The 14,814-nt window shown below is 35.9% G+C and carries 10 protein-coding genes and 1 pseudogene; 6 read left to right on the top strand and 5 right to left on the bottom strand.

All coding sequences use genetic code 11. The annotated features are described in order from the left end of the window. Nucleotides 1–20: 20 nt before the first annotated feature. The 4 genes and pseudogenes from FJR04_RS26640 to FJR04_RS12370 form a co-directional block, all read left to right on the top strand. Nucleotides 21–413 (top strand): annotated as a pseudogene (locus FJR04_RS26640) (type IIL restriction-modification enzyme MmeI); the annotation flags it as partial. Further along, nucleotides 396–2,654, top strand: a complete 2,259-nt coding sequence (locus tag FJR04_RS12380) for a class I SAM-dependent DNA methyltransferase (protein WP_371717837.1) — start codon at nt 396–398, stop codon at nt 2,652–2,654. The pseudogene FJR04_RS26640 and the gene FJR04_RS12380, both read left to right, overlap by 18 nt. Nucleotides 2,655–2,803: 149 nt before the next feature. Further along, a complete protein-coding gene (gene rnc / locus FJR04_RS12375; protein ID WP_168495110.1) occupies nt 2,804–3,526 on the top strand; it encodes a ribonuclease III in 723 nt (240 codons plus the stop codon). A gap of 78 nt (nt 3,527–3,604) precedes the next feature. Continuing rightward, entirely contained in the window at nt 3,605–4,651 is a 1,047-nt protein-coding gene (locus FJR04_RS12370; protein ID WP_174763537.1) for a Gfo/Idh/MocA family protein, read from the top strand. A gap of 73 nt (nt 4,652–4,724) precedes the next feature. Here the strand turns inward: FJR04_RS12370 and FJR04_RS12365 are convergent, their stop codons facing one another. The 4 genes from FJR04_RS12365 to FJR04_RS12350 all read right to left on the bottom strand — a co-directional run bounded on the left by FJR04_RS12365 (nt 4,725) and on the right by FJR04_RS12350 (nt 10,844). Then, the gene (locus tag FJR04_RS12365; protein ID WP_168495108.1) at nt 4,725–5,618 is read right to left on the bottom strand and encodes a hypothetical protein; all 894 of its coding nucleotides are present in this window, start codon (nt 5,616–5,618) and stop codon (nt 4,725–4,727) included. Nucleotides 5,619–5,642: 24 nt separating this feature from the next. After that, nucleotides 5,643–6,104, bottom strand: a complete 462-nt coding sequence (locus FJR04_RS12360; RefSeq protein ID WP_168495106.1) for a copper resistance protein CopC — start codon at nt 6,102–6,104, stop codon at nt 5,643–5,645. 67 nt (nt 6,105–6,171) lie between these two features. After that, a complete protein-coding gene (locus FJR04_RS12355) occupies nt 6,172–9,273 on the bottom strand; it encodes an efflux RND transporter permease subunit (protein WP_168495104.1) in 3,102 nt (1,033 codons plus the stop codon). A 2-nt stretch (nt 9,274–9,275) separates the two neighbouring features. Next, nucleotides 9,276–10,844, bottom strand: coding sequence for an efflux RND transporter periplasmic adaptor subunit (locus tag FJR04_RS12350; RefSeq protein WP_168495102.1), 1,569 nt, complete (start codon nt 10,842–10,844; stop codon nt 9,276–9,278). A 357-nt stretch (nt 10,845–11,201) separates the two neighbouring features. On the opposite strand from FJR04_RS12350, the gene FJR04_RS12345 reads away from it, so the two are divergent. Beyond that, nucleotides 11,202–11,573, top strand: a complete 372-nt coding sequence (locus FJR04_RS12345) for a four-helix bundle copper-binding protein (RefSeq protein ID WP_168495100.1) — start codon at nt 11,202–11,204, stop codon at nt 11,571–11,573. Nucleotides 11,574–11,842: 269 nt separating this feature from the next. Here FJR04_RS12345 and FJR04_RS12340 read toward each other — a convergent pair whose 3' ends face one another. Further along, nucleotides 11,843–13,759, bottom strand: coding sequence for an ATP-binding protein (locus tag FJR04_RS12340; protein ID WP_168495098.1), 1,917 nt, complete (start codon nt 13,757–13,759; stop codon nt 11,843–11,845). Between the two features lie 355 nt (nt 13,760–14,114). Here FJR04_RS12340 and FJR04_RS12335 point away from each other — a divergent pair, with 355 nt between their 5' ends. After that, nucleotides 14,115–14,807, top strand: a complete 693-nt coding sequence (locus tag FJR04_RS12335; protein ID WP_168495096.1) for a RibD family protein — start codon at nt 14,115–14,117, stop codon at nt 14,805–14,807. Nucleotides 14,808–14,814 lie beyond the last annotated feature (7 nt).

Below are 14,814 nucleotides of genomic sequence, written 5' to 3'. Positions count from 1 at the left end.
TTTAGGATGGCTTTTTTAATGTATTTGGTATTTCTCGGCGACGGGTTGCCACATTTGAAAAGTCCGTGAAAAAAGCTGATAATAAACAGGGTTTTATTGATCTACTTTGGAAAGGGGTAATTTTAGTAGAGCATAAATCCAGGGGCAAAAGTTTAGATAAAGCCATGCAACAGGCTAAAGACTATTTTCCGGGATTAAAAGAACATGAATTACCAAAATATATTTTAGTTTCAGATTTTCAAAAGTTTAGAATTTACGATTTAGATACTAATATTACTTCAGAGTTTGAACTTAAAGATTTTGTTAATCATGTACATTTATTCGATTTTATTGCTGGATATGAAAAGCGTACTTACAAAGACGAAGATCCTGTAAATCTTGAAGCGGCTGAATTAATGGGTAAGCTGCACGATTTATTAGAAGCAGTCGGTTATAAAGGTCATGATTTAGAAGTTTATTTAGTGCGGTTACTTTTTTGTTTATTTGCTGATGATACAGGCATTTTTGATAAAGGTATTTTTTGGGAATATATTGATTTACATACTAAATCCGATGGTAGTGATTTAGCGATGCACATTGCTTCCATTTTTCATGTATTAAATACACCAACTGAAAAAAGATTAAAAAATTTAGATATTAATTTAGCGCAGTTTCCCTATGTAAATGGCAAGCTATTTGAGGAGATTTTACAACCTGCTGCTTTTGATAGCCAAATGCGCGAAATGTTTTTAAAAGCTTGTGCTTTAGATTGGGGTAAAATTTCACCTGCTATTTTTGGTTCAATGTTTCAAGCGGTAATGAATCCCAAGGAACGGCGTAATCTTGGCGCACATTATACGTCTGAAAAGAATATTCAAAAATTAATTAAACCTCTATTTTTAGATGATTTATATTTAGAGTTTGAAAAGGTCAAAGGTAGTCGGAGCAAACTTCAAGAATTACATCAAAAACTAGCTAATTTACATTTTCTTGATCCTGCTTGTGGTTGCGGTAATTTCCTGATTATCACTTATCGAGAATTGCGAGATTTAGAAATTAAAGTTTTGCGTGAATTGTATAAGAAAGAAGAGGGTTTTATTGATGTGAGAATTTTTATTCAAGTTGATGTCGATCAGTTTGCTGGTATTGAATATGATGAATTTGCGGTGCGTGTGGCTGAGGTGGCAATGTGGTTAATTGACCATCAAATGAATATTAAGATTAGTCATGAATTTGGACAATATTTTGTCAGATTGCCATTAACAAAATCTGCGAAAATTGTTCATGGTAATTCCTTAATAATTGATTGGGAAACAGTTGTAGAGAAAGAAAAATTAAACTTCATTTTAGGTAATCCGCCATTTGTTGGTGCAATGATTATGAATGATCAACAAAGAAATGATATTGATCATGTTTTTTATGGAGAAAAAGGAACAGGTGTTTTAGATTATGTTTGTGCTTGGTATCTCAAAGCAGCAAAAATCATCCAAAATAACAAAATTACAGTAGGTTTCGTTTCCACAAATTCTATCTCACAAGGTGAGCAAGTTTCTATACTTTGGAATATCCTCTTCAATAAATATAAGATAAAAATTCATTTTGCCCATCGTACTTTTAAATGGAGTAATGAAGCTAAAGGAAATGCTGCTGTACATTGTGTGATTATTGGTTTTGCTAACTTCGATATTACTGAAAAATATATTTTTGATTATGAGGATATTCAGAGTGAACCACTGACAATAAAAGCTAAAAATATCAATCCATATTTGGTAGATGGAAGTGACACAATTATTACTAATAAAAGTTTTCCCATTTCTAATATTCCCTTAATGCGGTTTGGAAGTATGCCAAGAGATGGGGGTAATTTCATATTTACTGAAACTGAAAAGGAAGAATTTATTAAAATAGAACCTCAAGCTGAGAAATGGATTAGACCCTATACAGGAGCAAAAGAGTTTATTAATGGATATAGTCGGTATTGTCTTTGGCTTGTTGATATTTCTCCAAAGGAACTCAAAGCTTTACCAGAGGTATTAAAACGAGTAGATAAAGTTAAAAAGTTCCGGTTAGAAAGTAAAGCTGCCTCTACTCGGAAATTTGCAACTACACCTACTATATTTTGTCAGATAGCACAACCTAATACAGATTATTTACTTGTGCCAAGTGCATCTTCTGAAAAAAGGAAATATATTCCTATAGGTTTTATGTCTTCAGAAATTATTACTAGCAATCTCTGTTTTTTAATTCCTAACGCTACTCTCTACTTATTTGCTATTCTTACTTCAGAAATGCACATGACATGGATGAAGTATGTATGTGGAAGATTAAAAAGTGATTATCGTTATTCCAAAGACATAGTTTATAATAATTATCCATTTCCTGAAAACGTCAATGATAAACAAAAACAGAAAGTAGAAACAGCCGCGCAAGCAGTTTTAGAAATAAGAGAAAAATATCCAGATAGTAGTTTAGCAGACTTGTATGATCCTCTAACTATGCCACCAGACTTGGTAAAAGCCCATCAAATATTAGATAAAGCTGTAGATTTATGTTATCGTCCACAACCATTTGTAAATGAATTGAATAGAATTGAGTTTTTGTTTAATTTATATGAAGCCTTGAATGCTCCCTTACTCAAACCAGAGAAAAAGAAAAGAGTGAAAAAAAGCAATTAATTATTAATATCAATTAGGTAGGGGTTTAGCAATGCTAAACCCCTACGAAAATTTATCTGTATTATGATTTTTATCAAGTATTTGTATTTATACATTATAATTTAATGCTAAGTTAAGAGTTATGAATCCTTATTTTCACACTTTATTGAATGTCCAGCGTTTATCCCCGCCGTCAACGGCAGCTTGAAAGTTTAGTCCAAAAGTTAGGTTTGTCACTAAATGCACCGATAAAGTGGCAATTATTGGATTTGGCGCTAACTCATCCTACTGTTTCTGATACTGCCAATTATGAACAGCTAGAGTTTGTGGGCGATGCAGTGGTACGCCTGGTGGCGGCCGTGGTATTATGGGAACATTATCCTGATTGTTCAGTCGGTGATTTTGCGGCTATTCGTTCAGTTTTGGTGAGCGATCGCATTCTTGCCCAATTAGCGAGAGAATATGGTTTAGAATTATACTTATTGGTTGCTGGTAGTGCTACGGCTGATCATGTTGGCCAAGAGTCACGATTAGCAGATTCTTTTGAAGCAGTTTTAGGGGCGCTTTATCTTAGCACTCAAAATCTCAATCTGATTCGTCCTTGGTTGGATTCTCATTTCCAACAACTAACCACAGAGATTCGTCTCGATCCTGCTAGACTCAACTATAAAGCGGCTTTGCAAGAATGGACTCAAGCCCAATTCAAAGTTCTCCCAGAATATCGAGTGTTGGAAGCAAGTCAACCTCACCGCACTCATGAACGCTTTTTTGCTGAAGTTTGGTTACATGAAAAAATGTTAGGACAAGGTAAAGGACGCTCTATTAAAGCGGCTGAACAAGCTGCTGCTAAAGAAGCTTATTTAGTAATTAGCGCCCAGGTGACAGATGAGTAAGCAATTCAAAAAGTTTGCGTCTACAACATTCCCGCACTCCTATCTCCACTGACTAACTAAACAAATGACAACTAACAAATGACAAATATTAAAATTGCGATTATTGGGGTAGGACGTTGGGGAGTGCATTTGCTACGCAACTTTTTAGCACATCCCTCTGTAAGTGTAATTGCTGTATTAGATCATCATCCAGAAAGATTAGCTGCTGTTAAACAGCAATTTAATTTAGATGAAAATGTATTATTAACCACTGATTGGCAAGCTGTCAAACAACTTCCTGAACTAACAGCGGTAGTAATTGCTACACCTGCCATAACTCACTATGGCTTGATTAAAGAAGCTCTCCAAGATGGTTATCATGTTTTAGCAGAAAAACCCTTAACTCTTGACTCCGAAGAATGTCGAGAACTTTGCCATTTAGCAGAGCATCAGCAATTGATACTGATGGTTGACCATACTTACTTGTTTCACCCCGCAGTCGAAAAAGGTCAAAGTATAATTGAAACGGGTAAATTAGGTGAATTACGCTATGGTTACGCTACCCGTACCCATTTGGGACCCGTTCGTCAAGATGTTGATGCTCTTTGGGATTTAGCAATTCATGACCTTGCCATTTTTAATACCTGGTTGGGTAAATTACCTATACAAGTACAAGCTACAGGTACAGTATGGTTACAGGGAGAAGAGCAGGAATTAATACATCCAACTCCCGGTTTAGCTGATTTAGTTTGGATAACATTGACATATCCAGATAATTTTCAAGCCTATATTCATCTGTGTTGGCTAAATCCTGATAAACAAAGAAGATTAGGAGTAGTGGGTAGTAAAGGGACTTTGATTTTTGATGAAATGTCCTCATCATCTCCTTTGACTTTGATTTGTGGTGAATTTGAGCAACAGGGAAAATTATTTATTCCTATTAATCAAAAACAGGAAATATTAGAATTAGAAAAAGCAGAACCATTAAAAAAAGTGTGCGATCGCTTTGTCAATTCTGTGATTAATAATACTCCTTCATTGATTTCCTCCGGTTGGGTAGGTAGAGAGTTAGTAGAAATTCTTGCTGCTTTAACAGCATCTTTAAATCAAGGTGGAAAACCCATAAAAATAAGTAATAGTTATTAGATTTTCATGGGTGATAATAAATTTAAAAAGTAGGTTGGGTTGACGCAAGGAAACCCAACATTATTAAAAATAATTAATCTGCGTTTACCCAAAAATCTGCGGTTTTGATTTTACCATTGCGGTTAAATTGCATCCACATTTTATAAGTTCCTGACTGGGGTAATTTTGTGTGAAATTCAATTTTTCCATCCGTTGTATTTTTGAGCGCGTGAGCGTGGATATAATCGGCTGTTGTGAGAGGAGATGAACTTTTTATCACTACTAAATGAGCTTTTTCTCCTAAATACGGTTGTAGGTCTTTAATGGGTTGGTTTTTGTTGTCTTTTAAGTCAAAAGTAAAAGTTACATCTTCACCTGCTTTGATTTTTTCTGTAGATGGTTTAAAACTGACTTTAGTATCGGAAATTGTTTTAGTTTTTTCATATTTAGATAAACTTTTAGGAAGGGGAACTGAACCAGGAATAGAGATTTTTGTTAATGATAAAGTCTCTGCTTGTCCAGCGGGTTTATAATCACTGAAAAGTGTATATTCTCCTGGTTGGGGAAAGTTGGCGCTGACTGCAAATTTACCATTTTCTTTATAGTCTGGGTGAATATGGTCGAAATGTTCTAAGTCATCACTAACAACTATTAAGTGCATTAGTTTTTCTTGGAAAATGTCAAATTTACTGACTGGTTTTCCCGCTTCATCCTGAATATCAATAACTAAGTCAATTGGTTGATTAGAAGTTAAGGTTTTAGGAGTAGTTAATTTAGCATTGGTAACTGTTTTTGGTTTTTGATCATGTTGTGAATGCTCCATAGAGTGTCCTTGATGATCACCCATAGGTTTTGTTTCTGGTTTTTCGGTTTTGGGAGTAGTTTCATTATTAGAAACTGGTGTTTCACCAGATTTAACTGTAGATGAACAACCAGAAGATACTAATAATGTTGTAGCTATGAAAATTCCTGTCAAAATACGTTTCATTTTGATATATTTCCTTGATTAAAATTAGCGGTTGAATGAAAATCTACCATTGACTTTTTCACCATTAATATCAGAAAGTACAACTACCTGATATTCACCTGCGGCTGATTCTGGTAAATCTGCTGCGTAGTGTTTACCTTCTTGATCATAGGTGAAATTGAGGGTTTTTTGTTCTCCTTTTGGTGTTTTAACTTGTGCTGTTACTTTTGCGTTAGGAATTATTTCATGTTTATCTCCAGAGAGAAGATAAAAATCTAAGTGTGTACCTTTATTTTCCGGTTCAGTTACAAATTCTAAATGATATTTACCAACTTCGACAACTTGACCTCCTTTACTGGGTTTGGTATGGTCTGTTTTAGCTACAGTTTCGGTTTTTGCTGTTGCTTCTGGGGTGTTTGTAGCTGCTGGTTCGCTATTGTTACAAGCACCTAGAAATAATATTCCTATACTTCCTAAAGTAACTAAGGTGAATTTAATTGATTTCATGGTTTTAATTCCTAATTTGATAATTTTTTTTTGCACGCAGAGTCGCAGAGTCGCAGAGAGAGTTGGGTTAGTTTTTGGGAAGTAATGTTTTACCAAATTGAGAATATAAAGCGGGTAAAACTAATAGGGTTAATGCGGTGGATGTGAATAAACCTCCTAATACTACTATGGCTAAAGGTTGTAATATTTCTTTTCCTGCACCGCTACCAATTGTGAGGGGTATCATTCCTAATGCTGAGGTTAAAGCTGTCATGAGAATTGCTGTTAATCTTTCGTTTGAACCTTCTATTAAAATTTGCTTGATTGGTAAACCTTGGGAGAATTTATGATTGTAGTTTTCAACTAATAGTAATCCGTTACGGGTAGCGATACCAAATAGGGTAATAAATCCCACTGTTGAGGCTACAGACATTACTCCTCCAGTGATAGCAATGGCAATTATGCCACCAATTAATGCTAATGGCAAGTTAATCAAAATCATGGCGGTGGCGGGAATTGATTTAACAGCAAAGTACATTAATATAGTGATAACAATTAAGGCAAATATTCCGGAAATTAATAATGTTTGGGTGGCTCTTTCTTCTGATTCAAATTGACCACCGTAGTCAATGAAGTATCCAGCCGGAAGTTGTACTTTTTGTTTAACTTCGGTGCGGATATCATTAATGACTGAACCTAAATCTCTACCGTTAACGTTGGCGGAAACTACTATTAAACGGGATACACTTTCTCTGTTAATAGTATTGGGTCCGGTGCTATAGGAAATTTGTGCTACTTGCGCTAAGGGAATTTTTTGATTATTTGGTGTATCAACTAATAAGTTACTAATGGTGTTGATGTTGTTTCTATCTTTTTCTTTTAACCAGACTAATAAATCAAAGGTTTGTTGTTGTTCTAATATTTGTGATACTACTTTACCATTCAGTGCAGTTTCAATTGTTTCTGCTAGTTCTCCAACTTTTAGACCATAACGAGCAGCGGCATTTCTGTCAAATTTGATTTGAATTTGTTTGATAGGTACTTGCTGTTCTAATTGCAAATCTACAACGCCAGAAATCGGTTTGATTACTTCTTCAACTTGTTTACCTAAAATACGGAGTTGTGCTAAATCTGGTCCAAAGACTTTGACAGCGATCGCACTTCTGACTCCTGATAATACATGATCCATGAGGTGCGATATAAATCCGCCGATATTGACCGCTACTCCTGGTAATTTGGCAAATTCTGATCTTAATATCTCAATAGTTTTTTCTCGGTCTTTGATGCCCTCCTGACTCATTTCTACATCCAATTCGGCAAAGTTTACACCCCCCACATCACTGTCACCTGGTGCGCGGCCGGAACGTAATTGTAAAACATCAAATCGTTGATTATCTTTAAGTGCATCTTGAATTGCTAAACCTGCGCGGTTGGTTGCTGCTAACGAAGAACCGGGAAAAAGATTAGTAGAAATAACAAGCGATCGCTCTTGAAATTCTGGTAAAAATACTCTCCCTAAACTTGGTAAAATCACTAATGCAGCTACCATGGAACTGACTGCAATAACTAACACAATTTTAGGAAACTTAATTGCCAATAATAAAGCTGGTTGATAGAGTTTTTGAGAAATGCGAGAAACCCAAGTTTCATCCGATGGTAAATGGCAATTCACCAACAAAAAAGCGCACAAGGCTGGACTAACAGTTAACGCTACACAAGTAGAAGCAAGAATTGATAATAAATACGCTACACCCATCGGTGTGAAAATGCGACCTTCTACACCAGAAAGAGCAAAAATAGGTGCAAATACCACTGCAATAATGACAGTTGATAAAATTACACTAGTTCGCACTTCCACAGAAGAAGTAAATACAATTTCTAAAGGTGAAACTGGTGTTCCTGCTAATTGATTTTCTCGTAAACGGCGGTAGGCTTGTTCCATGTCCACAATTGAATCATCAACCACCGAACCTATAGCTACTGCTAGTCCTCCCAATGTCATAGTATTAATACCTTGTCCTGTAAAATTGAGGATTACTAAACCTAATAATAAGGATAAAGGTATGGCACAAAGAGTAATAACAGCAGTCCGCCAATTCATTAAAAATAGAATCAAAATAATCGAGACAATAATAATCCCATCCCGCAGAGAATCTTCAACATTTTTAATGGATGCTTCAATAAAATCTTCTTGTCTAAAAGTGACATTAACTTTGACATCTTCAGGTAAACTGGCTGTAATTTCCGTCATGGCATTTTCTACAGCCTTTGTTACCGTCGGTGTATCTCTTCCCGGTTGTTTATTAACAATTAAAACTATCGCTCTTTTGCCATTAAAACTAGCATCACCTCGTTGTAACGCCGCCCCAATTTCCACCTCAGCGACATTACTTAATAAAATTGGTATACCATTACGACTAGCTACTACAGATTGTTTCAGTTGTGCAATTGATTCAATTCTTCCTACACCTCTAATTAAAACTTCTTGATCAGAATTAGTTAAAAAGCCACCAGGAGCATTCATATTTGCAGATGTAGCCGCTGATTGTACCTCATGTAAAGACACATTATAAGCTTGCAACTTGGCTGGATCTACTAATACTTGATATTGGCGAATATCACCACCAGATATAACCAACTGACTCACACCAGGAACAGCCAAAAGACGATTTGTAACTTGCCAATCAACAATTCGTCTCACTTCCATTAAAGAAGTATTCTTTTTCCCACCTTCCTCAATAGTAAAAGCATATTTAATAATTGTTCCCAACGGAGAACTAATAGGAGAAATTTGAGGATTCTCCACACCTTGAGGTAACTTACTCGTCACCTGTTGTAACCGTTCAGCTACCAACTGACGCGCTTGATAAATATCAGTATTCCAGGCAAAAACTACCCTCACAACCGAAATACTCACCGCAGAAGAAGAACGGACAACTTCCACCCCTGGAGTCCCATTAATTGCACTTTCAATGGGTAAAGTTACCAAAGACTCCACCTCTTCCGGTGCTAAACCTGGTGCTTCCGTTTGAATTTCTACTTGCGGTGGTGCAAAATCAGGAAACACATCTAAAGGCATTCTTGAAACCGTAAAAATCCCCCAAACAGTAATCAAAACCGCACCAATAACCACTAACCAACGTTGTGCAATTGACCACTTTAATACAGAATTTAATAAATAATCAAACATTTTTACTTCACACGCTCCAACGTCTTCTCTGCGTCTCTGCGTGAGCTTTTCTTATCTAATCTTCCCACCCAAAAACCCCCAACCATCAACACACCACCAGCAGGTAAAACCCACCACCAAGGTAAACTTTGATTAACCGGATTTTCTGATATTTCCTCTGATGATTCCTTGGCTTTATTCCCACCCCGCAAAGATTGAGCATATAATTGCATAGAACCTTGAGTTACTAACAAATCTCCGGCAAATAACCCCGATTTAACCTCAACTAAATCCCCGGAAGTTTCTCCTAAAATCACTTCTACAGGTTGATAATTTTCACCATTCTGCACATAAACCACCTGTTGATTATTCACATCTACAACCGATTGAGAAGGAATTGCTATAACTTCATTAGTAGTTTGATCTGTTAAAATTTCTAATTGTGCAAACATCCCAGGTTTTAAAAAACCGCCAGAATTAACTAATTCTGCTTTGACTGGAATCACACGCTTTTCATCTTCTACCACAGTACCAATTAAACTAACTTTCCCTAAAAAAGTTTGATTTTGTAAACTTGCAACTGTCACTCTAACTTGTTGATTTTTTTGAATTTTTTCTAAATCTTTTTCATAAATATTCGCTGTAGCATAGACCCGATTATTATTAATAATAGTCATCAAAGGTTTACTATCAGCATCAACTGTCACCGTTTCCCCTAAAGTTACTGGTGTTTCGGAAACCATGCCAGAAATTGGCGCAATTACTGTTACTAATCCTTGAGAATTAGCCAAAGTTCCTAATTGTTGTAACCGCGCATTATAAGCAGCACTACTGAGACGAATTCGAGATTTAGCAACTTTAACAGATGATTGAGCGCGTTTTAATTGAGCTTCAGCTTCAATAACTTCTCGACGACTAGAAGCTTTAGTAAGTTGGGATTTTCCCTCTGCTAAATGTGCTTCTGACTCCAACATTTGCCGACGGGGAAGCGCACCATCTGCGACTAAAAGGCGATCGCGATCGTATCTTTCCTGTGCTACCTTAACTTCAGTCTGCGCTTGATTAATTTCCGCTTTGGCTATTTGCTGCTGACGTTCTAAATTTTGTTGTGCTAACTGGAAATCAGCTTGCGCTTGTTGTAAATCTGCTTCTGCTTCCGCACGTTTTTCTTGAGAACTAACCCGCAACTCTGCTAAATCAGAATTTGATATAACTGCAACAGTTTCACCTCTTTTGACAATAGCACCAGGTTTAACTAATAACTCAACAACTTTACCCTCAATTGGTGGAGTAACTGGTACTTTTTGATTGGGTAAAGTTTCAATTTTTCCCGTTGTTTTCATACCAATTGGTAGAATTTGCGGTTTTACAGGTTTAACTATAATTCCAATGCGTTTAGCTGTTTGTGCATCAACACTAATTCCTTCTGGGGTAGTAAATTCTATATCAGTTTTAAACTCATGATTATGTCCAGGGTGTGCTGAAATTTTAGCTGGAATCACGGCGACAATAATATTGATAATTATCCCAGATATACAACCAATCCGCCAAAATTGTGGGTATGGTATTTTCTGTATTAAAAACTTATTCATGAAGCAATTCACTCACAGGAACATCACCACCTGATTATGTTTGCATACAAAAATGAAATTAACATGAAATTTGGGCGTTGCTGATAGCCTGCGTGGCGATAGCCATATTGAGGTATGAAATTCCTAAATTGAACCTTTAAAACTCTTACCTTTGCGTCTTTGCGCCTTTGCGTGAGACTAAAATTCATACCGTTAATCAGCAACGCCGAAATTTGAATTAAAACCGGATCTCTCATTAGGAAGACATCATTAATACACCATTAGTCAGACGCAGTTATTCTTTTTATTTTCTAAGGTGAAGTGCATAGGGTTTAATTACCTTATTGGTAAACTTAATCACTTCAATAGGCGGTAAATATGGCTATTCAACAACTCAACTTACAGCAAGTTAACTCACAAATACAGAACTGTATTCAAGATTGTTTAGATTGTTATAGTGTTTGCTTGAATACAGTGAGTACATATTGCGTTCATCAAGGTGGTATGCACACCGAACCCGCTCATATTCGTCTCATGCTAGATTGCGCTGAAATTTGTCAAACCAGTGCTAATTTTATGTTAAGAAGTTCTGATCTTCATGTACGTACCTGTGCTACCTGCGCGGAAATTTGCGATCGCTGCGCTCAAAATTGCGATCGCTTCGGTGATGATTCCCAAATGAGAGCTTGTGCTGATATGTGTCGTCGCTGTGCAGAATCCTGTCGTCAAATGGCTTTAGCTAGAGCATAACTAAAATTAGTTTTTATTAATTTCTCCCCTAAATAAATCTAGGGGAGTTAGAATTTTTGGTGTTGCTGATTAAGAGTATGATTTTGTTTCACGCAGAGGCGCAGAGTCACAGAGAGTAAGAGTTTGAAATCATTGATTTTTTAATTTCATACCCTAATTCAGCAACGCCGAATTTTTATAGCAACAGACAAGGCGATTAGGACATAAACTAATTCTACAACTTAGACACTAAAAAGCTTATAAAACTGTCACCTGTCACCTGCTATAATTCATCGCAGGGGTTTACTTCTAACTCCATGACTGACAACATCTTTTTTTTCTCCGTTAGGTAATAAAGCCAGATCAATCAAAGGTAATTTAATAATTACTGTTGTTCCTTGATTTAATCCCAAACTCTCTAAAGTGATTTTACCACCCATAAGTTCAATTAAATTCAGGGAAATTGCTAACCCTAATCCAGTCCCTTCAAACTTGCGGGTAGTTGTACCATCAACCATGACAAAGGGACGGAATAATTTACCTTGTTCTCCTGGATCAATCCCAATTCCTGTATCTTTAATAGATACTAAAACATAAGGTTGATGATTATTAAAATTAATATTTATACTAATTTTAATACTTCCTTCATCAGTAAATTTTGTCGCATTACTGATAACATTAATTAGCACTTGTTTGAGTTTAATATGATCAGCTTTTACTGGAATTGGTTTATCACCTATTTCACAAATTAATTGTAAACCTTTTTGTTGAATATTAACTGATTGTAAATTAATTACTTCTAGTAGTAATTGGCGTAAATCTAGAGGTATTGTAGTTACAGAAAGTTTACCAGCTTCTATTTTAGAAATATCCAACAAATCATTAATTATCCCTAATAAATGAATTGCGGTTTCATCGGCTCGCTTCAGAAATTCTAATTCTTCTTCTCGATCATCACACAAACCATCATGCACCAAACGCACACAGTTAATAATGATATTAAGTGGATTTCTTAATTCATGAGAGGTTGTGGCTAAAAACTGACTTTTAACCTTATTAGCTGATTTTGCTTCTTTCCAAGCTATTTCTAATTCTTCAGCCCAATCTTTTAGTCTTTCAACCATTTGGTCTAATGCTTGCGCTAGTTGGTTAAATTCCCGAATTTTGAAGTTTCTGGGGATGGGTTGTGCTGCGTGGTGACTATGAAGATTTACAGCATAATCTCGGAGTTCTTCTATTGGTCCTGCTAAGTAAGGAACTAAATACAAAGATGCGAATAAACTTGCACCAATTAAACCCACCGTTAAAACAATGAGAATTAGTTTAATTTCTTCTAAACCAAATAGTGCATTTTGTACAGTTGTCACTGCTAATACAATCCATTTTTGTGGCGGGTTTGTGGTTATAACTTGATTAGTAGCTGTATAACCAGTCACCATTTCTTGACCTTCAGGAAAGAAAAAATCGCTTGAATTACTATGTCCAGCCATAGCATTTTTAACGATGGTTTGTAACTCTTCTACATCGGTATAGTCTTTAATATTAGTACCGATTCTTTCTGTTAATGGATGAGCTAAAACTTTACCATCTTCAGCAATGACAATTAAAGAGCCAGAAAGTGAGCCTGGATGATTAGGCGGTTGTTGATACAATGTGGTTTTCATACTTAATAAATAAGCCACATTACCACGTTGATTTACAACAGGAATAGATAACAATAACTGGAGTTGATTGTGCTTTTCTCTTTTTCCAGTTTTTCCAGGTTTGGGTGGTAATATCACTTGCACATTAACATCGTTCCTGGTAAGAGATATGTCTAACTCTGATGGGATAATTTCTTGATCATCACAGCTACTAGCAATTTTTTTATCTTGGTGGAGATACGCCAGTTGTAAACAATCTATTTTGCTTGGTAGTTGTTGTTTTAGGTTGTTAAAAAATTGTTGAATTTGTACAGATGAACCAGATTGAATAACTTTTGTTTGGCTGGCTGTAATTAAATTAGCTCGTAAAGCAGCAATATCATCACTAATTTTTTCTCCTTTATTAACTGCACTTTCTGTTAAATTCTGTCGAGCCGTATTTAAAAGACTAGAACGTGCTTTATTTAAGGCAACAATTTCTCCTATTAATAAAACCGGCACAAATACTAGCAGTATTCTTGTTACTAAAATTCGTCGAAATGACGACTGACGAGATTTAGCCATTGTTTGTTTCACTTCGCCTCTTCTAACCACAATAGCAAAAATATGCCATTACACTAGCCAAAGGAGACATTTTATAGTTGATGATAAATTTACGAGGAACTTATGTTACTAATTCCCAAAAAATGGCACAGGTAATAATTAGAAATTAAAAAAATCTTACATATTACCAGTATTATTTTAGATAACTAGTAACTTGAGCTATTAGTGTTTCGTAAGAATAAACATGATATACCAAAACTCATAAAAAGTAGCTTAAATATTGATTGTTGTTGCATATTAATATTGATGGGGTAAAATTACTCAAAATAGATTTTGTGAAAATCCATACACTAACAAAAAATATCAAAACTATCTAATGATGCAAGATCGTCCTCATACTACAGTAGTTCTAGCCATGAGTGCTGATGGCAAAATAGCAGATTTCAAGCGATCGCCTGCTCGATTTGGCTCAAAGGCTGATAAAGCACACCTAGAGAGACAAATTGCTGCTGCTGATGCCGTTTTAATTGGTGCTGCTACTCTTCGTGCCTACGGTACAACAATGATCATCTCAGAGCCAACACTTTTGCAACAAAGAATAACGGAAAATCAGCACCCCCAGCCTGTTCATATAGTGATTTCCCATTCTGCCAACCTCAATCCGGACATTAAATTTTTTCAACAACCGGTGAGACGTTGGCTACTGACAACCTCTCTCGGTGCTTGTTTTTGGCAAGAAGGTTCAACATTTGAAAAGGTGTTAGTTTTTGAAACTTTGACTGGAGAAATTGACATTTTGGCTGCTTTAAAATATTTAGCAAGTTTACAAATTACCCGTTTAGCTGTTTTGGGAGGAGGACAATTGGTAGCATCTTTACTTGCATCTGATTTAATTGATGAAATCTGGCTCACTATTTGTCCACTAATTATAGGTGGTAGTACCGCAACTTCACCTGTAGAAGGAACAGGATTTTTATCTCATCTTGCTCCTAAGTTACAATTACTAGAAGTATCTACAGTTGAACAAGAAGTTTTTCTCCTCTATCGCCTGTTAAGAAATGCTGAATAATTGATAA

Source organism: Anabaena sp. UHCC 0204 (assembly GCF_009711975.1).
In the GTDB taxonomy this organism is placed as follows: Bacteria; Cyanobacteriota; Cyanobacteriia; order Cyanobacteriales; family Nostocaceae; genus Dolichospermum.
The sequence above is the reverse complement of the archived record's forward strand: the minus strand, read 5'-3'. Positions and strand labels throughout refer to the sequence as shown.